This window comes from Pseudomonas laurylsulfativorans (assembly GCF_002906155.1).
In the GTDB taxonomy this organism is placed as follows: Bacteria; Pseudomonadota; Gammaproteobacteria; order Pseudomonadales; family Pseudomonadaceae; genus Aquipseudomonas; species Aquipseudomonas laurylsulfativorans.
The window spans coordinates 74,342-100,329 of the sequence record NZ_MUJK01000005.1 but is presented as its reverse complement, the minus strand read 5'-3'; the positions used below and the strand labels follow the sequence as shown (position 1 = coordinate 100,329).

At 59.8% G+C, this 25,988-nt stretch carries 25 protein-coding genes; 17 read left to right on the top strand and 8 right to left on the bottom strand.

Going from position 1 to position 25,988, the window contains the following annotated elements:
- The first annotated feature begins 8 nt into the window (after positions 1 to 8).
- The 3 genes from ssuC to B0D71_RS17195 are packed head-to-tail and all read left to right on the top strand — an operon-like array spanning position 9 to position 1,843.
- The gene (gene ssuC / locus B0D71_RS17205) at positions 9 to 791 is read left to right on the top strand and encodes an aliphatic sulfonate ABC transporter permease SsuC (RefSeq protein WP_103395843.1); all 783 of its coding nucleotides are present in this window, start codon (positions 9 to 11) and stop codon (positions 789 to 791) included.
- Entirely contained in the window at positions 788 to 1,594 is an 807-nt protein-coding gene (ssuB, locus tag B0D71_RS17200; RefSeq protein ID WP_103395842.1) for an aliphatic sulfonates ABC transporter ATP-binding protein, read from the top strand. The genes ssuC and ssuB overlap by 4 nt, the downstream gene beginning before the upstream one ends.
- A 33-nt stretch (positions 1,595 to 1,627) precedes the next feature.
- Positions 1,628 to 1,843 (top strand): TOBE domain-containing protein, encoded by a 216-nt coding sequence (locus tag B0D71_RS17195; RefSeq protein ID WP_007967989.1) that lies wholly within the window; start codon positions 1,628 to 1,630, stop codon positions 1,841 to 1,843.
- Positions 1,844 to 2,011: 168 nt separating this feature from the next.
- Here B0D71_RS17195 and B0D71_RS17190 read toward each other — a convergent pair whose 3' ends face one another.
- Both B0D71_RS17190 and B0D71_RS17185 read right to left on the bottom strand, forming a co-directional pair.
- A complete protein-coding gene (locus B0D71_RS17190; protein ID WP_103395841.1) occupies positions 2,012 to 2,650 on the bottom strand; it encodes a TetR/AcrR family transcriptional regulator in 639 nt (212 codons plus the stop codon).
- Positions 2,651 to 2,850: 200 nt separating this feature from the next.
- A complete protein-coding gene (locus B0D71_RS17185) occupies positions 2,851 to 4,227 on the bottom strand; it encodes a glutamine synthetase family protein (protein ID WP_008026026.1) in 1,377 nt (458 codons plus the stop codon).
- Between the two features lie 278 nt (positions 4,228 to 4,505).
- Between B0D71_RS17185 and B0D71_RS17180 the strand changes: the two genes are divergently transcribed.
- The 8 genes from B0D71_RS17180 (at position 4,506) to B0D71_RS17140 (ending at position 13,335) form a co-directional block, all read left to right on the top strand.
- Complete coding sequence (locus B0D71_RS17180) at positions 4,506 to 4,856, top strand: hypothetical protein (RefSeq protein ID WP_103395840.1); 351 nt, start codon at positions 4,506 to 4,508, stop codon at positions 4,854 to 4,856.
- Positions 4,857 to 4,894: 38 nt separating this feature from the next.
- Positions 4,895 to 6,253 carry a glutamine synthetase family protein gene (locus tag B0D71_RS17175; protein WP_103395839.1) on the top strand — a complete coding sequence of 453 codons (1,359 nt, stop codon included), beginning with the start codon at positions 4,895 to 4,897 and terminating at the stop codon, positions 6,251 to 6,253.
- Between the two features lie 58 nt (positions 6,254 to 6,311).
- Positions 6,312 to 7,676: an aspartate aminotransferase family protein gene (locus tag B0D71_RS17170; protein WP_103395838.1), complete on the top strand. Its 1,365-nt coding sequence runs from the start codon at positions 6,312 to 6,314 to the stop codon at positions 7,674 to 7,676.
- A gap of 187 nt (positions 7,677 to 7,863) precedes the next feature.
- Complete coding sequence (locus B0D71_RS17165; RefSeq protein ID WP_103395837.1) at positions 7,864 to 8,976, top strand: polyamine ABC transporter substrate-binding protein; 1,113 nt, start codon at positions 7,864 to 7,866, stop codon at positions 8,974 to 8,976.
- Positions 8,977 to 9,218: 242 nt separating this feature from the next.
- Positions 9,219 to 10,316, top strand: coding sequence for a polyamine ABC transporter substrate-binding protein (locus B0D71_RS17155; protein WP_103395835.1), 1,098 nt, complete (start codon positions 9,219 to 9,221; stop codon positions 10,314 to 10,316).
- Between the two features lie 72 nt (positions 10,317 to 10,388).
- A complete protein-coding gene (locus tag B0D71_RS17150) occupies positions 10,389 to 11,531 on the top strand; it encodes an ABC transporter ATP-binding protein (RefSeq protein ID WP_103395834.1) in 1,143 nt (380 codons plus the stop codon).
- Between the two features lie 35 nt (positions 11,532 to 11,566).
- A complete protein-coding gene (locus B0D71_RS17145; RefSeq protein ID WP_240635715.1) occupies positions 11,567 to 12,448 on the top strand; it encodes an ABC transporter permease subunit in 882 nt (293 codons plus the stop codon).
- Positions 12,445 to 13,335 (top strand): ABC transporter permease subunit, encoded by an 891-nt coding sequence (locus tag B0D71_RS17140; protein ID WP_103395832.1) that lies wholly within the window; start codon positions 12,445 to 12,447, stop codon positions 13,333 to 13,335. The genes B0D71_RS17145 and B0D71_RS17140 overlap by 4 nt, the downstream gene beginning before the upstream one ends.
- A gap of 135 nt (positions 13,336 to 13,470) precedes the next feature.
- On the opposite strand, the gene B0D71_RS17135 is transcribed toward B0D71_RS17140, so the two are convergent.
- Positions 13,471 to 14,112 (bottom strand): HD domain-containing protein, encoded by a 642-nt coding sequence (locus tag B0D71_RS17135; RefSeq protein WP_103395831.1) that lies wholly within the window; start codon positions 14,110 to 14,112, stop codon positions 13,471 to 13,473.
- A 306-nt stretch (positions 14,113 to 14,418) separates the two neighbouring features.
- Between B0D71_RS17135 and B0D71_RS17130 the strand changes: the two genes are divergently transcribed.
- On the top strand, positions 14,419 to 15,384 hold the full coding sequence (locus B0D71_RS17130; RefSeq protein ID WP_103395830.1) for a GlxA family transcriptional regulator: 966 nt from the start codon (positions 14,419 to 14,421) through the stop codon (positions 15,382 to 15,384).
- A gap of 146 nt (positions 15,385 to 15,530) precedes the next feature.
- On the opposite strand, the gene B0D71_RS17125 is transcribed toward B0D71_RS17130, so the two are convergent.
- Positions 15,531 to 17,930, bottom strand: coding sequence for a penicillin acylase family protein (locus tag B0D71_RS17125; protein ID WP_103395829.1), 2,400 nt, complete (start codon positions 17,928 to 17,930; stop codon positions 15,531 to 15,533).
- A 103-nt stretch (positions 17,931 to 18,033) separates the two neighbouring features.
- Positions 18,034 to 18,615, bottom strand: a complete 582-nt coding sequence (locus B0D71_RS17120) for a DUF6436 domain-containing protein (protein WP_103395828.1) — start codon at positions 18,613 to 18,615, stop codon at positions 18,034 to 18,036.
- A 96-nt stretch (positions 18,616 to 18,711) separates the two neighbouring features.
- Here B0D71_RS17120 and bipL point away from each other — a divergent pair, with 96 nt between their 5' ends.
- Positions 18,712 to 19,659 (top strand): phospholipase BipL, encoded by a 948-nt coding sequence (bipL, locus tag B0D71_RS17115; RefSeq protein ID WP_103395827.1) that lies wholly within the window; start codon positions 18,712 to 18,714, stop codon positions 19,657 to 19,659.
- Positions 19,660 to 19,788: 129 nt separating this feature from the next.
- Here bipL and B0D71_RS17110 read toward each other — a convergent pair whose 3' ends face one another.
- The gene (locus tag B0D71_RS17110) at positions 19,789 to 20,541 is read right to left on the bottom strand and encodes a DUF2059 domain-containing protein (RefSeq protein WP_103395826.1); all 753 of its coding nucleotides are present in this window, start codon (positions 20,539 to 20,541) and stop codon (positions 19,789 to 19,791) included.
- 108 nt (positions 20,542 to 20,649) lie between these two features.
- On the opposite strand from B0D71_RS17110, the gene B0D71_RS17105 reads away from it, so the two are divergent.
- Positions 20,650 to 21,282 (top strand): 2OG-Fe(II) oxygenase, encoded by a 633-nt coding sequence (locus B0D71_RS17105; RefSeq protein WP_103395825.1) that lies wholly within the window; start codon positions 20,650 to 20,652, stop codon positions 21,280 to 21,282.
- 2 nt (positions 21,283 to 21,284) lie between these two features.
- The gene (locus B0D71_RS17100; protein WP_103395824.1) at positions 21,285 to 21,770 is read left to right on the top strand and encodes a 2-thiouracil desulfurase family protein; all 486 of its coding nucleotides are present in this window, start codon (positions 21,285 to 21,287) and stop codon (positions 21,768 to 21,770) included.
- Between the two features lie 109 nt (positions 21,771 to 21,879).
- Here B0D71_RS17100 and B0D71_RS17095 read toward each other — a convergent pair whose 3' ends face one another.
- Positions 21,880 to 22,464 (bottom strand): transporter substrate-binding domain-containing protein, encoded by a 585-nt coding sequence (locus B0D71_RS17095; RefSeq protein WP_103395823.1) that lies wholly within the window; start codon positions 22,462 to 22,464, stop codon positions 21,880 to 21,882.
- 135 nt (positions 22,465 to 22,599) lie between these two features.
- Between B0D71_RS17095 and B0D71_RS17090 the strand changes: the two genes are divergently transcribed.
- Positions 22,600 to 23,025, top strand: coding sequence for a DUF4399 domain-containing protein (locus tag B0D71_RS17090; RefSeq protein ID WP_103395822.1), 426 nt, complete (start codon positions 22,600 to 22,602; stop codon positions 23,023 to 23,025).
- A 120-nt stretch (positions 23,026 to 23,145) separates the two neighbouring features.
- Here the strand turns inward: B0D71_RS17090 and serA are convergent, their stop codons facing one another.
- Positions 23,146 to 24,375 carry a phosphoglycerate dehydrogenase gene (gene serA, locus B0D71_RS17085; RefSeq protein ID WP_007976393.1) on the bottom strand — a complete coding sequence of 410 codons (1,230 nt, stop codon included), beginning with the start codon at positions 24,373 to 24,375 and terminating at the stop codon, positions 23,146 to 23,148.
- Between the two features lie 204 nt (positions 24,376 to 24,579).
- On the opposite strand from serA, the gene B0D71_RS17080 reads away from it, so the two are divergent.
- A complete protein-coding gene (locus tag B0D71_RS17080) occupies positions 24,580 to 25,974 on the top strand; it encodes an FAD-binding oxidoreductase (protein WP_033052123.1) in 1,395 nt (464 codons plus the stop codon).
- Positions 25,975 to 25,988 lie beyond the last annotated feature (14 nt).

Below are 25,988 nucleotides of genomic sequence, written 5' to 3'. Positions count from 1 at the left end.
GCGCGGTCATGAAGAAAATCATCCACAGCCTGGCGCCCTGGGCGTTGCCGGTGTTGCTGCTGGCGGTGTGGCAGTTGAGTGTGTCGGCGGGCTGGTTGTCGACGCGGATCCTGCCGGCACCGATCGCCGTGATCGAAGCCGGCGTGAGCCTGGTGCGCAGCGGCGAAATCTGGACGCACCTGGCCATCAGCGGCTGGCGTGCCGCGCTGGGTTTCACCATTGGTGGCGGCATCGGTTTGACCCTGGGCTTTATCACTGGCCTGTCGAAGTGGGGTGAGCGCCTGCTCGACAGTTCGGTGCAGATGATCCGCAACGTGCCGCACCTGGCGCTGATTCCACTGGTGATCCTGTGGTTCGGTATCGACGAGTCGGCGAAGATTTTCCTGGTAGCGCTGGGCACCTTGTTCCCGATCTACCTCAACACCTATCACGGCATCCGCAATGTCGATCCGGCGCTGGTGGAGATGTCGCGAAGTTATGGCTTGTCCGGTTTCAGCCTGTTCTGGCAGGTGATCCTGCCGGGGGCGCTGCCTTCGATCCTGGTCGGCGTGCGCTTCGCTTTGGGTTTTATGTGGCTGACGTTGATCGTGGCGGAAACCATTTCCGCGAGTTCCGGCATCGGCTATCTGGCCATGAATGCCCGGGAGTTTTTGCAGACTGACGTGGTGGTGCTGGCGATTCTGCTGTACGCGGTGCTCGGCAAATTGGCCGACCTCGCGGCCCGTGGGCTTGAGCGTGTGTGGCTGCGCTGGCACCCGGCGTATCAGGTTACCAAGGGAGGTGCGGCATGATCGCGGAGCAACCTCTACGCCTGCTGCGCGGGATTCCGCTGGCGGTGCGCAAGCTGCAAAAAACCTTTGGCTCGCGGCAGGTGCTGCGCGAGATCGACCTGCACATTCCGGCGGGCCAGTTTGTCGCCGTGGTGGGTCGCAGTGGTTGCGGCAAAAGTACCTTGCTGCGATTGCTCGCCGGCCTCGACCAGCCCACGGGCGGTGAATTGCTCGCCGGTGCCGCGCCATTGAGTGAGGCGCGGGAGGACACGCGGTTGATGTTTCAGGAAGCGCGTTTGCTGCCCTGGAAAAAGATCATCGACAACGTCGGTCTGGGCCTCAAGGGCAACTGGCGGCCGCAAGCGCTTGACGCGTTGGAAGCGGTGGGCCTGGCCGATCGCGCTAACGAGTGGCCGGCAGCGTTGTCCGGTGGACAGAAACAACGCGTGGCTTTGGCTCGTGCGTTGATTCATCAGCCGCGCTTGCTGTTGCTCGACGAACCCTTGGGGGCTTTGGATGCCCTGACCCGAATCGAAATGCAGCAGCTGATCGAACGGCTCTGGCAGCAACACGGTTTCACGGTGTTGCTGGTGACCCATGACGTCAGCGAAGCGGTGGCGATTGCCGATCGGGTGATCCTGATCGAAGACGGTGAAGTCGGCCTCGACCTGCACGTCGAACTGCCGCGCCCTCGGGTGCGCGGCTCCCATCGGCTGGCGGCGCTGGAAACCGAAGTGCTCAATCGCGTGCTGGCGCTGCCCGGCCAGCCGCCGGAACCGGAACCTGTTTCACCCTTGCCCACGCAACTGCGCTGGGCTCAATAACTCAAGTCTTATCCCACGACAGGAATCAACATCATGACTATCAAGGCCATCAACGTTCGCAACCAGTTCAAAGGCTCCATCAAGGAAATCGTCCTCGGCGACGTGCTGTCGGAAATCGACGTGCAGACTGCATCCGGCATCGTCACTTCGGTGATCACCACGCGCTCGGTGAAAGAGCTGGAGCTGGCGGTCGGCAGTGAAGTGATCGCGTTTGTGAAATCCACTGAGGTGTCGATCGCCAAGTTGTAAACCACATGCGTAAACAACAACCCCGAAGGGTTTGAGCCCTTCGGGGTTTTTTGTGTGTGCTTGTCTTGAACTGAGCGGTGCTGCCGTCGCTCACAGAATCTGATTTCACTGAAGATCCTTGTGGGAGCGAGCTTGCTCGCGATGAGGCCAGAGGGACTAGCACAAGAGTCAGGCTGGAAGGCTGCGCTTTGGCAGGTAAGGCGGCAAATACAACCCCACATAAGCATCAAACACCCGCATCCCTTCCTCTGCCATGCGCGGCGTAATCTGCCCATGCTGCTGGACCGAACGCGCATACACCCGGTCGCCAAGCTCCATGGCCAGGGCGAACACGTCGACATCACTCGGCAATGTCGGCAGTTCGAAGTGATGGTCGAACAGCTTGTGCATCAAGTCGCCCAGTTCGATGTCGTGCTGACGGTCGGCCTGGGTCACTTCGGTCAGGCCGTGCTGGGCCAGGATGAGTTGGCGGGCGGCAGCGTCCTCTGCGTAGATGTCCAGCATGCGTTGTTCCACCAGTCGCGACAGATCGCGCCAGCCGTTCAAGGCATGGTGATCGATGGGGGCTTGCAGGCAGGCGCGGAACGCGGCGTGGATGTCGGCGGTCAAGGCCTCCAGTAACGCCGGCACGCTGGCGAAGAAATGGTAGACCGAGGAGGGCGGAATCTCCGCGCGCTCGGCGACGCTGTAGATCGACAGACTGGCCACGCCCTCGGCCGCCAGCAATGTGCGGGCCGCATCGAGTATCGAATCGATCCGCGCCTGGCTGCGGGCGCGGGGTTTGCGGGGGGTGGCAACGCGTGTCATTGGAGTCTCCTGCGGGGCAGCGGGCATTGTACGAGCAGGGTTTGATGTTGTCTGCCCGGACGCCATCGCCGGCAAGCCGGCTCCTACAGTTGAATGCATTCCCCCTGTAGGAGCTGGCTTGCCAGCGATCCGCCGAAGGCGGCCATAAAAAAACGCCGCCGACTGTGAGGCCGGCGGCGTTTCTTCACGACTGCAACCGATTAAACGGTATGCAGGTACCAGTTGTACTCGAGGTCGGAGATGGAGTGTTCGAACTCCTCCAGCTCGCTCTCTTTACAGGCCACGAAGATATCGATGTATTTCGGATCGATGTACTTGGCCATGACTTCGCTGTCGTCCAGCTCGCGCAGGGCATCGCGCAGGTTGTTCGGCAGGCTCTGCTCGTTTTGCTCGTAGCTGTTGCCTTCGACCGGAGCGCCCGGCTCGATCTTGTTGGTCAGGCCGTGGTGCACGCCTGCCAGGACCGAAGCCATCAGCAGGTACGGGTTGGCATCGGCGCCGGCCACACGGTGTTCGATACGCACGGCATCGGCGGCACCGGTCGGTACGCGAATCGCTACGGTGCGGTTGTCCAGGCCCCAGCACGGCGAGTTCGGCACGTAGAACTGTGCGCCGAAACGACGGTAGGAGTTGACGTTCGGGCAGAGGAAAGCCATCTGCGCCGGCAGGGTCTCGAGCACACCGCCGATCGCGTGACGCAGTGCGGCGTTCTGCTCGGGATCCTCGCTGGCAAAGATGTTCTTGCCGTCTTTGTCGAGAATCGAGATGTGGACGTGCAGACCATTACCCGCCTGGCCTGGGTAAGGCTTGGCCATGAAGGTGGTGTCCATTTCATGGTCGTAGGCGATGTTCTTGATCAGGCGCTTGAGCAGGACCGCGTAGTCGCAGGCCTTGATCGGGTCGGCCACGTGGTGCAGGTTCACTTCGAACTGCGCCGGGGCACTTTCCTTGACGATGGCGTCGGCCGGAATGCCTTGCTCTTTGGCACCTTCCAGAATGTCCTGGAGGCAGTCGACGTATTCGTCGAGGTCGTCGATCAGGTAGACCTGTGTCGAGTGTGGACGTTTGCCGGAAACCGGCGAGCGAGGTGGTTGCGGTCGACCGTTCACGTTCTCCTGGTCGATCAGGTAGAACTCCAGTTCGAACGCGGCGCAGATGGTCAGGCCCATTTCGTCGAACTTGCGTACCACGTTGGCCAGCACTTCACGCGGGTCGGCGAAGAACGGCTCGCCTTCGAGTTCGTGCATGGTCATCAGCAGTTGCGCGGTCGGGCGCTTCTGCCATGGCTCGTTGCATAGGGTATCGGGAATTGGATAGCAGATTCGGTCAGCATCGCCGATGTCCAGGCCCAGGCCGGTGCTTTCCACCGTGGAGCCATTGATATCCAGAGCAAATAGAGAGGCCGGCAGGTTGATGCCTTTCTCGTAAACCTTGTGGAGGCTGGTGCGTTCGATGCGCTTGCCGCGCACCACACCATTCATATCCGCAATCAGAAGGTCAACGTACAGAACCTCAGGATGTTCCTTAAGGAACGCGTTCGCTTCGTTAAGCTGAACGGCACGCGGGGGTACCGACATGATGCAACACCTTTGTTGTTAAAAATATCAATCATTGATCTTTTCTGGTTTCAGTCAACCCGAACGGCATGCCGAAGTCAAGCGAGGCCTTTTTTGCCCTAAAAAAGCGCCCGTGTGGCTTTTTTGAGGCACTTTGGGGCGTTTTTATGCCCTTGGCCTCTATGGCGCCCGCAGGCTTGAGCGGGCCGTGTTGTATTTTTTACGGGGGTGTTGTGTAAAAAAATGAACAAGGCTAAGCTCGAATCAAACCCATAACAGCAATAATACCGGGGTGCTTCATGTCTCGCCTGCCGATAATCGGCATCATCGACTGCTCAAGACAGGTCGGTCGGCATGTTTATCACATCAGTGATGACACGACCGTACGCTCCGTGGCTTCAGCGGTTGCGATGATCCTTCCGTCCCTGACGGTTCGACCGTCCCCGTCCGATATTCTGGACGGTCGCGATGGCACCCCCATTACGGTTACTCCATTCAATATAGAACCGATTCACAATAGCGGCCTGACCATCGTTCAGGGCACCGCTCGCGATTCTGCACGCCCGGCCTCTGCAGCAGTGTTGGCACACACGATAATCTGCCGCAGAAACGCTCTACAACGCGACGCCGATGCGTCAAACAACGCCTGACCTTAAAAAGGTCAGACAACTCAAGCCTAGAGGCATTTATGAGTAACAACCTCGACCAGCTCACCGATTGGTTGAAAAACCACAAGATCACAGAAGTCGAATGCATGATCGCCGACTTGACCGGGATTACCCGGGGCAAGATTTCGCCGACCAACAAATTCATCGCCGAAAAAGGCATGCGTCTGCCAGAAAGCGTGCTGTTGCAGACCGTGACCGGCGATTACGTCGAAGACGACATCTATTACGAGCTGCTCGACCCGGCCGACATCGACATGATCTGCCGCCCCGACCAGAGCGCGGTGTACATGGTGCCTTGGGCCATCGAGCCGACCGCCATCGTCATCCACGATACCTACGACAAGCAAGGCAACCCGATCGAGCTGTCGCCGCGTAACGTGCTCAAGAAAGTCCTGAAACTCTATGCCGACAAAGGCTGGCAGCCGATCGTGGCGCCGGAAATGGAGTTTTACCTGACCAAGCGCAGTGACGACCCCGACTACCCGCTGCAACCGCCGATCGGTCGCTCCGGTCGTCCGGAAACCGGTCGCCAGTCGTTCTCCATCGAAGCGGCGAACGAATTCGATCCGCTGTTCGAAGACGTATACGACTGGTGTGAACTGCAGGAGCTGGACCTCGATACGCTGATCCACGAGGACGGCACCGCGCAGATGGAAATCAACTTCCGTCACGGCGATGCCCTGTCCCTGGCCGACCAGATCCTGGTGTTCAAGCGCACCATGCGCGAGGCCGCGCTCAAGCACAACGTGGCCGCGACCTTCATGGCCAAGCCGATGACGGGCGAGCCTGGCAGTGCCATGCACTTGCACCAGAGCATCATCGACATCGAGACCGGCAAGAACATCTTCTCCAATGAAGACGGGACCATGAGCCAGCTGTTCCTGCACCACATCGGTGGCTTGCAGAAACTCATTCCCGAGCTGTTGCCGCTGTTCGCCCCGAACGTGAACTCGTTCCGCCGCTTCCTGCCGGACACTTCGGCACCGGTGAACGTGGAGTGGGGCGAGGAGAACCGCACCGTGGGCCTGCGGGTGCCGGATGCGGGGCCGCAGAACCGTCGGGTGGAAAACCGCCTGCCGGGCGCCGATGCAAACCCGTACCTGGCGATTGCCGCGAGCCTGCTCTGCGGTTACGTCGGCATGGTCGAAGGCCTGAACCCGAGTGCGCCAGTGGTGGGGCGTGGCTATGAACGCCGCAACCTGCGCCTGCCGCTGACCATCGAAGACGCGCTGGAACGCATGGAAAACAGCGCGACCATCGAGCGTTACCTTGGCAAAAATTTCATCACTGGCTACGTCGCGGTCAAACGGGCCGAGCATGAAAACTTCAAGCGCGTCATCAGTTCGTGGGAAAGGGAATTCCTGCTCTTTGCCGTCTGATACGCCGGGCGCCGCCGCTGCCTGGCGGCGCTTTCACCTGATTTTTTAGGAGATTCGTATGACCAGCAACAATCCGCAAACCCGTGAATGGCAAACCCTGAGCAATGACCACCACCTGGCTCCGTTCAGCGACTTCAAGCAGCTGAAAGAGAAAGGTCCGCGGATCATTACCAACGCCAAGGGCGTTTACCTCTGGGACAGCGAAGGCAACAAGATCCTCGACGGTATGGCCGGCCTGTGGTGTGTCGCGATTGGTTATGGTCGCGATGAACTGGCCGATGCCGCCAGCAAACAGATGCGCGAGCTGCCTTACTACAACCTGTTCTTCCAGACCGCGCATCCACCGGTACTTGAGCTGGCCAAGGCCATCGCCGACATCGCGCCGCAAGGCATGAACCATGTGTTCTTCACCGGTTCCGGTTCCGAAGGCAACGACACCATGCTGCGCATGGTCCGTCACTACTGGGCGATCAAAGGCCAGCCAAACAAGAAAGTCATCATCAGCCGCAAGAACGGCTATCACGGTTCCACCGTGGCCGGCGCGAGCCTGGGCGGCATGACCTACATGCACGAACAGGGCGACTTGCCGATCCCGGGCATCGTCCACATTGCCCAGCCGTACTGGTTCGCCGAAGGCGGCGACATGACCCCGGAAGAATTCGGTGTATGGGCGGCCAACCAGCTGGAAGAAAAAATTCTGGAAGTCGGTGTCGACAACGTCGGAGCCTTTATTGCCGAGCCGATCCAGGGTGCCGGCGGCGTGATCATTCCGCCAGACACCTACTGGCCGCGCATCAAGGAAATCCTCGCCAAGTACGACATCCTGTTCGTGGCTGACGAAGTGATTTGCGGTTTCGGCCGTACCGGCGAGTGGTTCGGTGCCGATTTCTACGACCTCAAGCCCGACATGATGACCATCGCCAAGGGCCTGACCTCGGGTTACATCCCAATGGGTGGCCTGATCGTGCGTGACGAAGTGGTGGACGTGCTCAACGAGGGCGGCGACTTCAACCACGGTTTCACCTACTCCGGTCACCCGGTTGCCGCTGCAGTGGCGCTGGAAAACATCCGCATCATGCGCGACGAGAAGATTATCGAGCGCGTTCATGCAGAAACGGCACCGTATTTGCAGAAGCGTCTGCGGGAACTGAATGATCACCCGCTGGTGGGTGAAGTTCGTGGGGTGGGTCTGTTGGGGGCCATCGAACTGGTTCAGGACAAGGCCACTCGCAAGCGTTACGAAGGCAAGGGCGTCGGCATGATCTGCCGTCAGTTCTGCTTCGACAACGGCCTGATCATGCGCGCGGTCGGCGACACCATGATCATCGCTCCGCCACTGGTGATCACACCGGCGGAAATCGATGAACTGGTGACCAAGGCTCGCAAGTGTCTTGACCTGACCCTGAGTGCATTGCAGGGCTAAGTGCTAGGCTCTGAGCGTGAGTTGCTGAGGTTTGTATCAAAACAGCTACTTTCGCTCAGAGCTGTCAGAAAGCGTGGCCTTTCCTTGAAAGACCGATGTGGATCTTGCCAGACTAGCCGCGGTTCCAGTTGCCCGGGTTCGGTCGCTGAACAAGTGGTTCAAAAAAGAAAAATTTGGAGCATTACGCATGAAGGCACTAGGTAAAAAGCTCGCTGGTAAGACTCTCCTTGCCATGTCGCTGATGGGGTTGATGGCGGGCGCGGTTCAGGCCGATGACAAAGTACTGCACGTGTACAACTGGTCCGACTACATTGCACCGGACACCATCAAGAAGTTTGAAGACGAGTCGGGCATCAAGGTTGTCTATGACGTCTTCGACAGCAACGAAACGCTGGAAGCCAAGTTGCTGGCAGGCAAGTCCGGTTACGACATCGTTGTACCGTCGAACAACTTCCTGGCCAAGCAGATCAAGGCCGGCGTTTACCAGAAGCTGGACAAGTCCAAGCTGCCTAACTGGAAGAACCTGAACACCGACCTGCTCAAGGCCGTTTCCGTGAGCGACCCGGGTAACGAGCACGCCTTCCCGTACATGTGGGGTTCGATCGGTATCGGCTTCAACGCCGAGAAGGTCAAGGCTGCACTGGGTGCCGACGCACCGGTCGATTCCTGGGACCTGATCTTCAAGCCTGAAAACGCCGCCAAGTTGAAATCGTGCGGTATCAGCCTGCTGGACTCGCCAACCGAGATGATTCCGGTGGCGCTGCATTACCTGGGCCTGCCAACCGACAGCCAGAAGAAAGAAGACATCGACAAGGCTGAAGCGCTGATCATGAAGGTCCGTCCTTCGATCGCCTACTTCCACTCGTCCAAGTACATCTCCGACCTCGCCAACGGCAACATCTGCGTGGCCGTGGGTTACTCGGGTGACATCTACCAGGCCAAGTCCCGCGCTGCTGAAGCCGGTGACAAGGTGAAAGTCAGCTACAACATTCCGAAAGAAGGTGCAGGCAGCTTCTACGACATGGTCGCCATCCCTAAAGATGCCGAAAACGTCGAAGGCGCCTACAAGTTCATGACCTTCCTGCAGAAGCCGGAAATCATGGCTGAAATCACCAACGCCGTGCGCTTCCCGAACGGTAACGCGGCTGCGACGCCACTGGTGGATAAAGACATCACCAGCGACCCGGGCGTTTACCCGCCGGCGGACGTGCTGGCCAAGCTGTACGCGATTGCCGACTTGCCGGCCGCGACCCAGCGGATCATGACCCGCAGCTGGACCAAGATTAAATCGGGTAAATAAGAAGTAACCCTGTAGGAGCGAGCCCGCTCGCGATGAACCAGAGAGCATCGCGGGGTGCCAGGCACCCCGCGTCATCGTTGACGACCATCGCGAGCAGGCTCGCTCCCACAGGTGTAACTGCATAAAAGTTTTGCTGGAACGGTTTTTCGAGGGTAAGTTGCGCGCCGGTTTTGTTGCTGGGCAACCATGGTTGTCATGTAACGCGGGGCAACTTGGGCCCAACTAATTTAGAGGACCTCCACTTGCCTATTTTTTCTATGTTGCGCAATGCCATGCTGGTCGGTGCCGGGCTGACGATTGCTGTCAGTGTCCAGGCGGCCGGCACCGTGCATATTTATAACTGGTCGGACTACATCGGCGAGACCACTCTGGCCGACTTCCAGAAAAAGACCGGAATCAAGCCGGTTTATGACGTTTTCGACTCCAACGAAACCCTGGAAGGCAAGCTGCTGGCCGGGCGTACTGGCTATGACGTGGTCGTGCCGTCGAACCACTTCCTCGGCAAACAGATCAAGGCCGGGGCATTCCAGAAACTCGACAAGTCGCAATTGCCGAACTATTCGAACCTCGACCCGGTGCTGCTCAAGCGCCTGGAACAGAACGATCCGGGCAACCTGTACGCCGTGCCTTACCTGTGGGGTACCAACGGCATCGGCTACAACGTCGACAAGGTCAAGGCAGTGCTGGGTGTCGACAAGATTGATTCCTGGGGCGTGTTGTTCGAGCCGGAAAACATCAAGAAGCTACACAGCTGTGGCGTTGCGTTTCTCGACTCCGCCGATGAAATGATGCCGACCGTGCTTAATTACATGGGCCTGAATGCCAACAGCACCAACCCTGAAGATTACAAAAAGGCCACTGACAAGTTACTCGCTGTGCGCCCTTACGTGACTTACTTCCATTCCTCCAAGTACATCGCGGATCTGGCCAACGGCGATATCTGCGTGGCGATCGGTTTCTCCGGCGACATCTTCCAGGCCAAGCACCGTGCCGAAGAAGCCAAGAAGGGCGTGAACATCGCCTACTCGATCCCGAAAGAGGGCGGCGCGCTCTGGTTCGACATGCTGGCAATTCCAAAAGACTCGAAAAACGTCAAAGAAGCCCATGCCTTCATCAACTATTTGCTGAAGCCTGAGGTGATTGCCCAGGTCAGTGATTACGTCGGCTATGCCAACCCTAACCCGGGGTCGGACAAACTGATGGAGCAGTCCATTCGCACCGACGAAGCGGTTTATCCACCGCAAGAGGTTCTCGACAAGACCTATGTGTCCATCGAGTTACCACCAAACATTCAACGTTTGATGACCCGCAGCTGGACCACGGTCAAGACGGGTAAATAGTTTCAAGGCTCAAACTATCCAGGTTGGCTCACCTTGAGCGAACTGCACTCTTTTTTTCTGGGAGTTTCGTAAATGGCAGTTGCCTCCGGCGCCTATAAGAAAGCCCTCGAGGGCGACCAGCAACCTAAACAGGTGCTGGTCAAAATCGACCGGGTCACGAAGAAGTTCGACGAGACGATTGCCGTGGACGATGTGTCCCTGGAAATCAAGAAAGGCGAAATTTTCGCCCTGCTCGGCGGTTCGGGATCGGGCAAGTCCACTTTGCTGCGCATGCTCGCAGGTTTCGAACGGCCCACGGAGGGGCGCATCTTCCTCGATGGCGTAGACATCACCGACATGCCGCCCTACGAGCGGCCGATCAACATGATGTTTCAGTCCTACGCCTTGTTCCCGCACATGACCGTGGCGCAGAACATCGCCTTCGGCCTCAAGCAGGACAAGATCCCGGCCGCTGAAGTCGACGCCCGTGTGGCAGAAATGCTCAAGCTGGTGCAGATGAGCCAGTACGCCAAGCGCAAGCCGCACCAGTTGTCCGGTGGTCAGCGTCAGCGTGTAGCCCTGGCCCGTTCCCTGGCCAAGCGACCGAAGCTGCTGCTGCTCGACGAACCGATGGGCGCGCTGGACAAGAAACTGCGTTCGCAAATGCAGCTGGAGCTGGTCGAGATCATTGAGCGCGTCGGCGTAACCTGCGTCATGGTGACCCACGACCAGGAAGAGGCCATGACCATGGCCGAGCGCATCGCGATCATGCACCTGGGCTGGATCGCTCAGATCGGCAGCCCGATCGACATCTACGAAACTCCGACCAGCCGTCTGGTCTGCGAATTCATCGGTAACGTGAACATCTTCGAAGGCGAAGTGATCGACGACGCCGAAGGCCACGCGACCATCACCTGCAAGGACCTGGACCGCCAGATCTACGTCGGCCACGGCATCAGCACCTCGGTGCAGGACAAGTCGGTCACCTACGCGATCCGTCCGGAAAAACTGCTGGTCACCGCTGACATGCCGACCTGCGAGTACAACTGGTCGAGCGGCAAGGTGCACGATATCGCCTACCTCGGCGGGCACTCGGTGTTCTACGTCGAACTGCCAAGCGGCAAGCTGGTGCAGTCGTTCGTGGCCAACGCCGAACGTCGCGGGCAGCGTCCGACCTGGGGTGATCAGGTCTACGTGTGGTGGGAAGACGACAGCGGCGTGGTACTTCGCTCATGAACATGCGCAAATTCAAACGCCGCCTCAATCGAATAATTCCCGGTGGCCGTCAGGTGGTCATCGGCATTCCATTCATCTGGCTGTTCCTGTTCTTCATGCTGCCGTTCTTCATCGTTCTGAAGATCAGCTTCGCCGAAGCAGACGTGGCCATTCCGCCGTACACCGAAATCTACAGCTACGCCGAACAGAAGCTGCAGCTGCTGCTTAACCTGGGCAACTACGTGATGCTGGGCGGTGACGAGCTGTACATCGCCGCTTACCTCGGCTCGTTGAAGATGGCATTGTTCAGCACCATCCTCTGCCTGCTGATCGGCTACCCGATGGCCTACGGCATCTCCGTTGCACGCAAGGAAATGCAAACGGTGCTGGTGTTGCTGATCATGATGCCGACCTGGACCGCGATCCTGATCCGCGTTTATGCGTGGATGGGCATCCTCAGCAACAACGGCCTGCTCAACGGTTTCCTGATGAGCATGGGCTGGATCAACGAACCGCTGCAGATCCTCAACACCAACCTGGCGGTGTACATCGGCGTGGTCTATTCCTACCTGCCGTTCATGATCCTGCCGCTTTACGCCAACCTGGTGAAGCACGATCAGAGCCTGTTGGAAGCTGCATCGGACCTGGGGTCGAGCACGTTCAACAGCTTCTGGAAAATCACCGTGCCGCTGTCGAAAAACGGCATCATCGCCGGCTGCATGCTGGTGTTCATCCCGGTGGTGGGCGAGTTTGTGATCCCGGAACTGCTCGGCGGTCCGGAAACCCTGATGATCGGTAAAGTGCTCTGGCAAGAGTTCTTCAACAACCGTGACTGGCCGGTGGCGTCTGCCCTGGCGGTGGTGATGCTGGCGATCCTGATTGTGCCGATCATTCTGTTCAACCGCAGTCAGGCCAAGGAAATGGAGGGTAAAGAATGAAGCGCTTCCGTTTCTCCAGCCTGATGCTGGTAGTGGGTCTGTTGTTCATCTACCTGCCGATGCTGATCCTGGTGATCTACTCGTTCAACGCCTCCAAGCTGGTAACGGTGTGGGGTGGCTGGTCGATCAAGTGGTACGTCGGCCTGCTCGACAACTCGCAACTGATGGGCTCGGTGGTGCGCTCGCTGGAAATCGCCTGCTACACGGCGGTGGCGGCGGTGGCCTTGGGTACGCTGGCGGCATTCGTGCTGACCCGCATCACCCGCTTCAAGGGCCGCACGCTGTTCGGTGGCCTGGTCACCGCGCCGCTGGTGATGCCTGAGGTGATCACCGGTCTGTCGCTGTTGCTGCTGTTCGTGGCCATGGCGCAGATGATCGGCTGGCCGCAGGAACGCGGCATCGTCACCATCTGGATCGCCCACACCACGTTCTGTGCGGCGTATGTGGCGGTGGTGGTTTCGGCGCGCTTGCGTGAGCTGGACCTGTCCATCGAAGAAGCGGCCATGGACCTCGGTGCGAAACCGTGGAAGGTGTTCTTCCTGATCACCATTCCGATGATCGCGCCGTCGCTGGCAGCGGGGGGCATGATGTCCTTCGCGTTGTCCCTCGATGACCTGGTGCTGGCAAGCTTCGTGTCGGGTCCGGGCTCCACGACCCTGCCGATGGAAGTGTTCTCGGCGGTACGTCTGGGGGTTAAACCCGAGATCAACGCCGTGGCCAGCCTGATTCTGCTGGCGGTGTCGATCGTGACCTTCCTGGTCTGGTTCTTCAGCCGCCGCGCCGAAGAAAGCCGCAAGCGTGCGATCCAGCTGGCGATCGAAGAAGCGGCAGCCGATTCGTGGAAGCAACCGGACGTGCGTCGCGCACAGGCACCGGAAGCGGCATAAGCCTGAAATCGGGTTGACCACGATCTTGTGATCAACCCGAATCCACTGTAGGAGCCAGCTTGCTGGCGATGGTGTGTCAGTCACATTGATTTCGACTGACACACCATCGCCAGCAAGCCGGCTCCTACAGGGGTTTTAGGCGACCCAAGGGGATTTGCGAATGACCTCGACGAAATTCATCGGCTTGAACCCCGGCTCCTGATCCATCAGCACATCGGTCTTCACATTGCCGAACGTGGTCTGTGGACGATGACGCAAGCCATCGGCAAACGCACAGATGATGCACGCCTTGAACCCCTCGCCCCGTGGATGCGCATGCACCACCGCTTCACGCTGCACGGTGGAAAACGCTGCGTAGTCCATGCCCAGTACGTCCATCTCGACCCCCGCCGTGACCAGTGCCACGGTGGGCCGCAAGTGCTGGGGTACGCCCGGTGTGGTGTGCAGGGCAATCGATAACCAGACCTGTTCGATATCGTCGTCGCTGAACCCGTAAGGCTTGAGAAACGCCGCGGCCGCATTGGCACCATCGACTTCGAAGCGCTCGTTGTCGCTGCGATGACCTTCCACCAGGCCCAGGTCGTGGAACATCGCGCCGACGTACAAAAGCTCGGGGTTGTAGGCCAGTTGCTTGCGCTCACCGCTCAGTGCGCCGAACAGGAATACCCGGCGCGAGTGGTGGTAGAGCAGGTCCGATTCGATGTCGCGGATGTATTCGGTGGTGGCCCTGGCCAATGCGCTGTCGGGGATTTTGATGCCGGCGATGGTGGTGCTCATGGAGTTTTCCTCGTCGTGAACGCCTTGGTGGCGCTGAGGGTTCCAGTCTGTTCCGGCCCCTGAAACCGGACAATCGATCCATGGCTGCGATCCCGGCCAATGAGCGTGCATATCGTGCCAACCTCGCTTGTTGGGTGTGGATTGGCTAGGGTGCATGCATACCTTGTAGGAGCGAGCTTGCTCGCGATGGTCGTCAACGATGACGAGGGCTGCCTGAATGTACGCGGCACCCTCACGTCCATCGCGAGCAGGCTCGCTCCTACAAGGTGTGCGTTGCAATCAGTGCCATGAGAGGCTCTTCGAACCATGAGTAAAACCGTTGCCATCCTGGTGTTCGCCGGCGTCCAGTCGCTTGACGTCACCGGCCCCATGGATGTGTTTTCCGAGGGCAACCGTTTCCTTGCTCCGCAGGACCACTATCGGTTGGAGGTGATCGGCGTCGAACGCGGGATGATGGCGTGCTCCAACGGCCTTTCGCTCAACGCCCATCGACATTTCAGCGAAGCGCTGGAGGCGTATGACCTGTTGCTGGTGGCCGGCGGACCGCAGTTACCGTTCATGAGTTTCGGCTCGACATTCGATACATGGCTGCGCGGTGCCTGTGGGCGGGCCAAGCGCTTTGGCTCGATCTGCAATGGCGCCTTCATGCTCGCCCGGGCCGGGTTGCTGGAGGGGCGCACGGTCACCACGCATTGGCAGGACGCGTCGGATCTGGCAGCGCTGTGCCCCTCGTCCCGGGTGGAAGCGGATCGCCTTTACGTAGAGGACGGGGACCTGTTCACCTCGGCCGGGGTCACTGCGGGCATCGATTTGTCCCTGTATCTACTGGGCCGGGATCACGGGCCGGAGGTGGCGCTGAATGTCGCCAAGCGACTGGTGGTGTTCACCCAGCGTTCGGGCGGGCAATCGCAGTTCAGCCCCTTCCTCACGCCCCACGCCGAACCGACTTCGGCGGTGGCGATGGTTCAGCATTATGTGTTGGCCAACCTGACCGGTGACTTGACCATTGCCGATCTGGCCAACGCGGCCAACATGAGTGCGCGCAATTTTTCCCGGGTGTTTGCCAAGGAAGCGAAAATCACCCCGGCCGAGTTCGTCGAGCGCGCGCGGGTCGATGCGGCGAGGGTTATGCTCGAAAGCACTCGCGCGCCGCTCAAGACCGTGGCCTATCAATGCGGTTTTCGCGATGCCCAGCATATGCGCAGTGTGTTCAATCGCAGGCTTGGGGTGACGCCGCAGCAGTTCAGGTTGAATTTTGCGGCGATGGTTTGAGCAGACATTTTTGTTGTCTGTCAGGTCCCCATCGCGAGCAGGCTCGCTCCTACAGGGATCGCTGTCGAACACAAATTTTGTGAACAACAGAAAAACCTGTGGGAGCGAGCTTGCTCGCGAAGGGGCCGGTCCAGCCAGCAACAAATCTAGGGCGCAGCCCGCACCGGCAACAGCCTCAAGGTAGTGCGGGTATTGGCCGTGACTTCTTCATCATTCAGATGCGCCTGGAAATACATCCCCTCGACGTAAGCCTCGGCCTGATCATCATAGTGACTGTCGAACAGGACGCCGCTCTGGCCGACCGGGTTGACGGTCAGGCTGTGGGCCGGGTCGGCGAAGTCGATCAGGCGCCGGGTCGAGGGGCCGTAGGTGACAGGCCACGGAGCCGGGCCGATCTTCGCCGAGAGGTTGTTCGGCACTTCATGGGTGCCGGGTGCGGCGAAGGGACCGACATTGAAGACCAGGTCCAGCGGCTTCTGCTGCCCCAACGGATGGCCATGGGTCAAGGTGTGCGCCGTGCCCCACTGCCATTGTGTGAAGTCCGCGCCGAGCGTGGTCTTGAGGTGGGCAATGGAGGCCAGCCACGCAGCCTTGACCGTATCGGCGCGGGTTTCTTTGCCGAGGGTGTTGCGGTTGTCCCACCACGGCGAATCGGCAGTGGCGGCCAGGCGGGGTAGCGCGGCGTCGATCACCCGGGTCGAAAGCAGCGTTTCGAAGAAGTCGCTACCCAGCTCATCGCGCATCGTCGCCTCAGCCAGGTTGAACAGGAGCTGGTTGAACAGCGTTGCGCTGGTGGAGTCGAGCGGGTAGTCGCCTTTCCATTGGGCCAGTTGCTCCACCATTTTGAGTTCGGCGGGATCGCTCACCACTTCGCGCAACACTGGCAACAGCGGCACCAACAAACGTGGGCCGTAGGCCGTCGTGGTGCCCAGTTGCAGCTTCTGGCTGTTTTCCAGGTCCCATTTGACGGCCTTGTCACTGAGTTGGCGATTGAGCTGCTGGCCACGATCGGCGAGGTTGTAATAGCCGGGAATCTCCATGCCGGTCGGTGACACCGGCTGGAAGTTGGCCGAGACGATGTAGCCCCGCGCCGGGTTTTCTTCCTGAGGATTGGCGCTGAAAGGGTAGAAGCCATCCTTGTCCGACTCGGCGCTGCTGCCGTCGAGGATGAACCACGGGCGTACCCCCGCCGGACGTTTAGGCAATTGCGCCGCCGCCCACCAGCCGATGTCACCTTTGGCATTGGCCCAGACCACGTTCAGGCCCGGTGCCTGGATTTTCGCGGCGGCACCACGGGCCTTGGCCAGGGTGTCGGCGCGATTGAGCTGATAGAAGCCCTCCAGGATCGGGTTCTGGCTTTCGAGAAACGCCCACCACATGGCAATCGGTGTCTTGCCGACGCCGCTGCCCAAGGCATCGTTGACGATCGGACCGTGGGGCGACTGGCGCAGCACCAGCGTCACCGGTGCCTGGCCCTTGACCGCGATCTGTTGCTCGCTGGTCGTCATGTCCACCCACTTGCCGCGATACCAGACCTGATTGGAATTGTCCGGGTTGACCTTCTCGGCAATCAGGTCGAGGTCATCGTTCTGGAACATGGTGATGCTCCAGCCGAAGTCGTGGTTCATGCCCAGGGAGGCGAACGGCATCAAGGCCTGATAGTGGCCGTAGAGTTCAAAGCCCGGTGCCGAGAGGTGCGCTTCGTACCACACCGACGGCGCGGAAAAGCGGATATGCGGATCGCCCGCCAGCAGCGGCTTGCCGCTTTGGGTCCGACTGCCCGCGACGACCCAGGCGTTGCTGCCCTCGAACTGGGGCAGGCCGTTGTCAGCCAGGGCTTGATCGCTCAGGCGGGCGAGGGCGTTGAGGTCTTTCCAGTCGGCGCTGGCCAAGGTGGTGCCGGCCCCGTTGAGCACGCCTTTAGGCTGCCAGTCGAGATCGAAGATGTTCAGGTATTCGGCGCCCAGTTGATCGCGCACGAATGTCAGCAAGGGTTCGGTACGAAAGGCCGCGGCAAAACTGTAGGCCATGTAGCCGGCGATGCTGATGGTGTCCTGGGCCGTGAACGGGCGTTTTGGAATGCCCAGCACATCGAACTCCACGGGTTTGGCGTGGCTATCCTGATACTGGTTGATGCCGTCCAGATAGGCTTGCATGGCGATGAAGGAGGGCGACTGTTTGTCGAGGTTCGCGAAATAGGTTTCGGCGCGTTCGCGAATGCGCAGGCTGCGCATCAGTTTGTCGGTGTCGAGCAGTTTCGGCCCGAGCACTTCGGCCAGCTCGCCACGGGCCAGGCGCCGCAGGACCTCCATCTGGAACAGGCGGTCCTGGGCATGCACATAGCCGAGTGCGCGGTACAGGTCAGTTTCGTTTTCGGCGCGGATATGCGGAACGCCGCGCTCGTCGTAGCGCACGCTGACCGAGCCTTGCAGGTGTTGCAGTTCCACCATGCCCTGCCGTGACGGCTGCTTGCTGTAGAGATACCAGCCGGCCCCGGCGGCCAGCACGACGATCAACAGAGCGAGAGCGGTCAGGCTGCGTTTCATGGCGACTCCTTGTTGTTATTGTGATTCCTGAGGGCACTGTGTAACACGGTGCGCCAGTCTGACGCATCGCCCGTAGGAGGGATTCGTATTGGCGCGTCTTTGCCTATTTCGCTGGACCGACAGGCCACGGGCAGTAACACCCCACGGCCAGTGTGTGGGTTGCACTCACCGCACGTCCCTCATCCAGCGCCTGCAGGATCGGTTCGATAAAGCTGTTGCTGGAGTTGCAGGTCAGGCCTTCGCTGTACGGGCCGAAGTACGCCAGTTTGCCGCTGCGATCCCAGATCGCCACAGCCGGGCTGGCGGGGATCTGTTCGGAGCCGGGCAGGATGTCGATGGATTTGAGGCTGCTCAAGGTGCCCGGCAACTGGCCGTGACTGCCGGGTTTCTGCACTGCATAGAATTCCACGCCATGGGGGACGTAGCGCTCGACCAGTTCGGTCAGGTGCTGTTGATTGCCGACATTGCACGGGCAGGCCGGGTCCCAGAAATGCACCAGGCGGATGGCACCAGGGCCTGCGAGGTCATCGGGAAGGCGCAGCGGATCACCGGAGAACATCGCCGTGTGCTCGCTGAATGCCCGCAGGTAACGCCCCTGAAACCAGTCGTAGGCCGCCCACAATACGCCGGCACACACCACGGCGAGCAGGCTGGCAAACAATGTGGCGCGAAAGGGCGGGCGCATCGGTTCAATCCTCGAAGGTCGGTTAGCTTGCCATGCTTGCCGCGACAGAAGAATATCGCAGGCCTATAAAGTCCGTTTCACGCTCTGGAATCGTCCATGCCGGCTACTTTCGATCCTGATCTTCTACGTGCAAGTCTGCTGCCATTGGCCGCTGGCCAGCCGTTGTCGGCGCAGGCGCAGGCCTACCAGCGATTCTACGGGCTGGATTTTGCCCCGCGTCAGGTGCGCAGTGGCCTTGGGCGATTCGAGGTCGATGGATATGAACTGGTCAGCCAGTTCTGGTGGCCCGAGCAGGCGAAGGCGACGCTGTTTGTCATCCACGGTTTCTACGACCACACCGGGCTCTACCGGCATGTGATCGAGTGGGCGCTGGACCAGGGCTTTGCGGTGATTGCCTGCGACTTGCCGGGGCATGGGCTGTCCAGCGGCGAGCGGGCCAGCATCAAGGATTTCGCTGAGTACCAGGACACGTTGCAAGGCTTGTTCAGTGAGGCGCAATCCCTCGACTTGCCGCAACCGTGGCACCTGTGCGGGCAGAGTACCGGCGGGGCGATCGTGATCGATCATGTGTTGAATGCGGGGGCGAACAGTCCGGCCCAGGGGCAGGTGATTCTGCTGTCGCCGCTGGTGCGGCCGCGGGCCTGGGGTTGGTCGCAACTGAGTTACTACGTGCTCAAGCCTTTCGTCAAAGCCATCGCCCGGCGTTTCAGCGAGAACTCCAACGACCCGGCTTTTCTGCCGTTCCTGCAAGCCGATCCGTTGCAGCCTCTGCGTCTGCCGACCGCCTGGGTGGGCGCGTTGGCGCGCTGGATCAAACGCATCGAGGCCGCCCCCATGAGCACCCGCCGGCCACTGATCGTGCAGGGGCAGGCCGACATGACGGTCGATTGGGAGCACAACCTGGAGGTGTTGCGGGGCAAGTTTGATCGACCGCAGGTGCTGATGCTGCCCGAGGCGCGGCATCATCTGGCGAATGAGACGCTGGTGATGCGGCAGGAGTATTTCGGGTTTTTGACCAAGCGGATCAAGGGCCGCAATCCCTAGTGACTGTGCCGGCCCCATCGCGAGCAAGCTCGCTCCCACAGGTTTTGCGGTGATCACAAAATTGTGGGGTGACTCAAAACACTGTAGGAGCTGGCTTGCCAGCGATTGCGATCTATCAGCCGACGAAGATTATTGGGTCAGGTTCGAATTGCTCTGCCCCACCGCCAACCCCGCCCGAATTGCCGCCAGCGCCGCTTGATAATAAGCCTGGCCTTCCGCCGATTCGGCAAAGGTCGCGAACTCTTCCAGCTCTTCGTCCGACAGATCGCGGTAGACATACAGCAGTGTGTTGTTGAGGTCGCTGCCGATCTGGTCCATCAGGCGCTGGCGTTGCCCGTTGAGCATACCCTGGGCCTGACCTGCACCAAGCAACCCCGGGATCATCGAGCTCAAGCTGTCGGCGGCAACGCCGGCAATCGCCAGGCTGACTTCCGCGCCGGCCTCGCGTGCGGGCAGCGCTTGTGCCAAATGGCCGATGATCAGCAGGCGGCTGTCGCTGGCCTGCATCTTCGGCAGGCCCTTGGCGTTTTTCGCCAGTTGGTCGCGACGTGTCGCCAGCAGCTCGGCGGCGACGATTTTCTTGCCCAGGGGCGACTGGAAAAACGTCAGCGCGGGTTTGGGATCGGCGAGATTTTTGCGCAATTGCGCTTCGGCGCGCTGGTCCACGGCCTGGGCAGAAAAACGTTGATTGCTGTTGCTGACCAGTGCCTGAAACACCGCCGGAGGCAGGCTGCCCTGATAGCGTTGTTGGGCAGCCGAGAGGGCGTCGCTGAAATGCGCGCGTTGTTCCGGCCAGCCGGCGACCTTGTACAACTGGTCGTGGCCGTCTGCCCAGGCGGGCAAAACGCAGAACATCAGCAGTGATAAAAGCAAACGGCGCATAGGGACTCCACTCAGCAGGCGACTATTCTCCGTGGGGTATCGGTACTTGTCGAGAATTCGTATCAACCCGCTGCGCGGCTCTGTCGGATTTCCGGGCACAGGAATACTATGCGCGCCATGCAAATATCCTCTGATCACCCGCTGCTGCTGCGAATCGTCGACGACCTGGCCGAACACGGCTGGTCGCAGCAGAATATTTTCCTGCCTCTGGATCTGACCCGGGCGCTGGCGGCCGAGTGTCGCAAACGTGCTGCCGAGGGTGAACTGGCTCCGGCTGCCGTGGGCCGTGGGCCGTCATCGGAGATCCGCGAAGGGATTCGTGGCGACCATATCCAGTGGATCGACCCCGGCCAGGCCGAGGCTTGCGACAGCTACCTGAGCCTGATGGACAGCCTGCGCGAGGCGATCAATCGCGGTCTGTTTCTCGGCCTCGAGGATTTCGAAAGCCATTTTGCGATGTACCCACCGGGTGCCTTCTACCTGAAGCACGTCGACCGCTTTCGTGATGACGACCGGCGCATGGTTTCGGCGGTGGTTTACCTCAATGACGCCTGGCTTCCCGAAAACGGTGGCCAGTTGCGCATGTACCTCGACAGCGATCGCGTCCACGACGTGCAGCCTACCGGCGGCTGCCTGGTGGTGTTTCTCTCCGGTGAAGTCCCCCACGAAGTCCTGCCCGCGACCCGCGATCGCCTGTCTCTGACCGGCTGGTTCCGTCGGCGCGGCAACGAGCCGTTCTGAGCATGCAGAAAATTCTCGTCAGCCGTTGCCTGTTGGGCCACCGTGTCCGATACGACGGCGGGGCCAGCGGGCCGTTCGATCAGCTTCAGCAGTGGCTTGATGACGGTCGGGTCGTGCCGTTGTGCCCGGAGGTCGCTGGTGGCTTGCCGACGCCTCGGGCAGCAGCGGAGATTCCAGGCGGGCAGGGCGCGCAAGTCCTCGATGGCCAGGCGTTGGTGATCACTAGCGAAGGCGAGGACGTCAGTGCGCAGTTCCTGTCCGGGGCGTATCAGGCGTTGGAACTGGTGCAAAAACATGGCATCCGCATCGCCATCCTCAAGGCCAACAGCCCGTCCTGCGGCAATCTGCTGACCTATGACGGGACGTTCAGTGGCGTGAAGGTCAGCGGAGAGGGCGTGACGGCGGCACTGCTCAATCGCCATGGGGTGCGGGTGTTCAGTGAGTTGGAGCTGGCGCAAGCGGCGCAGGCATTGGCCGCACTCGACTGACGCTCCACACAAGACCCTGTAGGAGCTGGCTTGCCAGCGAAGACGACGTAACAGGCAACACAAGCGTTGAATGTTAAGGCCTCATCGCTGGCAAGCCAGCTCCTACAGGTTATTGTTTCGGCATTACTCCCGCATCCGCCCCCAGCCACTTCTGCTCCAGCGCTTGCAGCCGTCCGTCATCCTTGATGCGCTGCAACGCGTTTTCCAGGCTGGCATGGAACGCCGGATTACCCTTCTGAAACGGAATCGCCAGGCTCACGGCCGGATTGGTCTTGGGCTTCTCCTCTGTCAGCGACTGCACTAGCAAAATAGAGCGCGGCTCTTCTTTCTGCGCGATCAATTGCGTATGAGTTTGAATGTAAGGTTCGCTGAAGTCGAAACGATCCTTGAGATCCGGGGTCACTGCTATGTGGTTGATGGCGATGTCGTATTTGCCGCTTTCGACGCCGGTCAGCAGATCGCTGCCGTCGGTGACGACAAAGTCGGCCCGGACATCGAGTTCACTTGCCAGCAGTTGGCCCAGCTCGACTTCGAAGCCGGTGAGCTTGTCGTCATCCTTGAAGTTGAACGGGGGGGTATTGGCTTCAACGGCAATGCGCAATTCACCCCGGTCATTGATGTCATCAATCAGTTCGGCGTGAGCCAGCGGGCTCAAAAGGGGTAGCAGGCAGATCAGGCCAGGCAGAAAGCGCATGGTCACTCCTTTGAATTTATTATTGCGACCCTCTGATTCAGGCTCGCTTTGCTATGGTTGTCGAGTGCCTTCGACAACAAATGGCCATGAAGTTGTCATGGTCACGCGGATTTTACGGAAAAACTGGAGAAGAGAATGAAAACCTTTATGTCACGTGCTGCTTTGGCTGGCCTGTTGATGGGTGTTTCGGTGCTGGCCAGTGCTGCAACGCCAGCTCCGAATGGCGCCGAAGTGTCCATCGTGTCTCCCAAGGACGGCGCGACGGTTCCCCAGACTGTCGTCGTGAAGTTCGCCGTCGAGAACATTGCCTTGGCTCCAGCGGGCAATACCACCAAGAACACCGGTCATCACCATTTGCTGATCGATGTCGATGAGCTGCCAGCCGCCGGTGCGCCGATCCCCAAAGATGCCAACCACCAGCATTTCGGCGCCGCGCAGACCCAGGCTGAAGTGACGCTGACGCCGGGCAAGCACACCTTGCAGCTCGAACTGGGCGATAGCAACCACATGCCGTTCGATCCGCCGATCGTTTCCGAGAAGATCACCGTCAATGTGAAATAAAAAAAGGGAGCCCCTTCGGAGGGGCTCCCTTTTTTATAGCTGAGAGCTTCAAGCTATAAACATCAAGTCAAAGCAAAAGCGAACTCGACTTGCCGCTTGAAGCTGCTGCTTTAGCTGCTCTTAGAACAACACGCGGCTACGGATGGTGCCTTTGACGTGTTGCAGCTTCTCTTGCGCCAGGTCCGAGTACTCGGCGTCGACGTCGATTACCACGTAGCCGACCTTCTCGTTGGTCTGCAGGAACTGACCGGAGATGTTGATGCCGTTTTCGGCGAAGACCTTGTTGATCTCGCTGAGTACGCCCGGAATGTTTTCGTGGATGTGCAGCAGGCGGTGCTTGCCAGGGTGAGCCGGCAGGGCCACTTCCGGGAAGTTCACGGACGATACCGAAGTACCGTTGTCGCTGTACTTGACCAGCTTCTCTGCGACTTCCAGACCGATGTTGGCCTGGGCTTCGGCGGTAGAGCCACCGATGTGCGGGGTCAGGATCACGTTGTCCAGGCCACGCAGCGGGCTTTCGAACTCTTCGTCGTTGGAACGTGGCTCCACCGGGAATACGTCGATGGCCGCGCCAATCAGGTGCTTGTCCTTGATGGCCGCAGCCAGGTGGTCCAGCTCGACCACGGTGCCGCGGGCGGCGTTGATCAGGATGCCGCCTTTCTTGATGGCGCGGATTTCCTTCTCGCCCATCATCCACTGGGTGGCGGCGGTTTCCGGTACATGCAGCGAAACGATGTCGGACATCGCCAGCAGCTCGTGCAGGTTGCCTACCTGGGTGGCGTTGCCCAATGGCAGCTTGGTGATCGTGTCGTAGAAGTACACCTGCATCCCCAGGCCTTCAGCCAGGACCGACAGTTGAGTGCCGATCGAGCCGTAACCGACGATGCCCAGCTTCTTGCCACGGATCTCGAAGGAGTTGGCCGCGCTCTTGATCCAGCCGCCACGGTGGCAGGAAGCGTTCTTCTCAGGGATGCCGCGCAGCAGCAGGATCGCTTCGGCCAGCACCAGCTCCGCTACGGAACGGGTGTTGGAGTACGGCGCGTTGAACACGGCAATACCGCGCTCGCGAGCAGCGTCCAGGTCGACCTGGTTGGTGCCGATGCAGAAACAGCCGACTGCGACCAGCTTCTTCGCGTGATCGAAGATCTCTTCGGTCAGCTGCGTGCGGGAGCGAATGCCGATGAAGTGAGCGTCAGCGATCTTTTCCTTGAGCTGGGCTTCCGGCAGAGAACCAGTGAGGTACTCGATGCTGGTGTAGCCCGCCGCCTTGAGGACGTCGACAGCCGATTGGTGGACGCCTTCGAGAAGAAGGAACTTGATCTTGCTCTTATCGAGAGAAGTCTTGCTCATCTGCGTAAACCTGTATCCCGGAGAAAAATGGCAGGAAGTGGTCAACAGATGCTGACCCGGACGGCAACTAAACCGTCGCCGCAGAACTGCCCTTGGGCACTATCCTGCGGGGTCGGTATGCTAGCATATGCACCCCGCTAAACACTCATTCCTGCGACGTGAAGCGTTCTCAGGATGACCATGAATTGTTCGAGAGTTCTGTCGATGACCAATCCTGCCCTGATTGAAGAGCTGAAGACCCTGGTTGAGCCTGGCAAGGTGCTGACCGATGCCGACTCCCTGAATGCTTACGGAAAGGATTGGACCAAGCATTTCGCCCCGGCCCCAACCGCCATCGTGTTCCCAAAGACCACCGAGCAGGTCCAGGCCATTGTCCTGTGGGCCAATAAACACAAGGTGGCGCTGGTGCCGTCCGGCGGTCGTACCGGGTTGTCCGCCGCTGCCGTGGCAGCCAATGGCGAAGTGGTCGTGTCGTTCGACTACATGAACCAGATCCTCGACGTGAACCTCACCGACCGCACCGCCGTTTGCCAGCCGGGCGTGGTCACCGAGCATCTGCAGAACGTGGCCGAAGAAAAAGGCCTGTACTACCCGGTGGACTTCGCTTCGGCGGGTTCGAGCCAGATTGGCGGCAATATCGGCACCAATGCCGGCGGGATCAAGGTGATTCGCTACGGCATGACCCGTAACTGGGTGGCCGGCATGAAAGTCGTCACCGGCAAGGGCGATGTGCTGGAGTTGAACCGCGACCTGATCAAAAACGCCACCGGCTACGACATGCGTCAGCTGTTCATCGGCGCCGAAGGCACCCTCGGTTTCGTGGTCGAAGCGACCATGCGCCTGGACCGCGCGCCGAAAAACCTCACCGCGATGGTTCTCGGCACCGCCGATTTCGACTCGATCATGCCGGTGCTGCACGCCTTCCAGAGCAAGCTTGACCTGACCGCCTTTGAATTCTTCTCCGACAAGGCCCTGGCCAAAGTCATGGCTCGGGGCGATGTCCCGGCGCCGTTCGAATCCGACTGCCCGTTCTACGCACTGCTGGAATTCGAAGCGACCACTGAAGAAGTGGCCAACCACGCCCTGGAAACTTTCGAGCACTGCGTCGAGCAGGGCTGGGTACTGGACGGTGTGATGAGCCAGAGCGAAACCCAGTTGCAGAACCTGTGGAAGCTGCGCGAATACATCTCCGAAACCATCTCCCACTGGACGCCGTACAAGAACGACATATCGGTCACTGTGTCGAAAGTCCCGGCGTTTTTGAAGGAAATCGACGCGATCGTCGGCGAACACTACCCGGACTTCGAAATCGTCTGGTTCGGTCACATCGGCGACGGCAACCTGCACTTGAACATCCTCAAGCCGGATAACCTGAGCAAGGACGAGTTCTTCGCCAAGTGCGCCACCGTCAACAAGTGGGTGTTCGAAACCGTCGAGAAGTACAACGGCTCGATTTCCGCCGAACACGGCGTGGGCATGACCAAGCGTGATTACTTGACCTACAGCCGTTCCCCGGTCGAGATCGAGTACATGAAAGCGGTCAAGGCAGTGTTCGACCCGAACGGCATCATGAACCCGGGCAAGATTTTCGCTGTTTGATTTTCGAACTTTAA